This window comes from Azospirillum sp. TSO35-2, assembly GCF_003116095.1.
Taxonomy (GTDB): domain Bacteria; phylum Pseudomonadota; class Alphaproteobacteria; order Azospirillales; family Azospirillaceae; genus Azospirillum.
Genome location: NZ_LGRA01000021.1, coordinates 1,445,793 through 1,446,736 on the forward strand (window position 1 = coordinate 1,445,793; position 944 = coordinate 1,446,736).

The window sequence follows — 944 nt, forward strand, 5'->3', positions numbered from 1 at the left end:
CGCCTGGGACCATTCCGGCATGGTCCGCGCCCTGGAGATGCTCGCCAACTTCGAGATCGGCCAGAAGGCCTGATTCTGATACCGGCATGCCAATGAATTGGCCTGCCGTATCGCGTTCAAACGCCACGCAGGCTTTACCGCGCTCATGGGAGCGCGCCGTCGCGGTCGCGACGGCCGGCGAGCGCTTGAAAGGTCCGTTCAACCGCTCGCCGGTATAAACAGGGAGACCCCCATGCCCATCGCTCCGGCCACCGTCCCCCGGGACCTGCTGCGGCGGATGTTCGACGCCGCCGTCGCCGCCGCCCAGCCGGCGCTGTGCGTGCCGGCCAACCTGCCCGAGCCACCCAAGGGGCGGCTGGTGGTGATCGGCGCCGGCAAGGCGTCGGCGGCGATGGCGCGGGCGGTCGAGGATCACTGGCCGGGCGCCCTGTCCGGCCTCGTGGTCACCCGCTACGGCTACGCCGTCCCCTGTGAGCGCATCGAGATCGTCGAGGCCGCCCACCCGGTGCCCGACGCCGCCGGGCTGGCGGCCGCCGAGCGCATCCGGGCGCTGGTCTCGGGGCTCGGGGCCGACGATCTGGTGCTGTGCCTGATCTCCGGCGGCGGCTCGGCGCTGCTGGCCCTGCCGCTGGACGGCGTGACGCTGGAGGACAAGCAGGCGGTCAACCGCGCCCTGCTCGCCTCCGGCGCCACCATCGCCGAGATGAACTGCGTGCGCCGCCACCTCTCCGCGGTGAAGGGCGGCCGGCTCGCCGCCGCCTGTCATCCGGCGCGGGTGGTCACGCTGCTGCTGTCCGACGTGCCCGGCGACAACCCGATGGACATCGCCTCCGGTCCCACCGTGGCCGATCCCACCAGCTGCGCCGACGCGCTGGCGATCCTCCGGCGCACCGGCATCGCCGTGCCGCCGGCGGTGCGCGAGCTGCTGGAGAGCGGCCGCGGCG

Annotated in this window: 1 protein-coding gene; it reads left to right on the forward strand. The window is 73.4% G+C overall.

From position 1 onward, the window contains the following. Positions 1–232 precede the first annotated feature (232 nt). Positions 233–944: glycerate-2-kinase family protein (locus TSO352_RS22680; protein WP_199231698.1), on the forward strand; the 712-nt coding region annotated here is incomplete at its 3' end.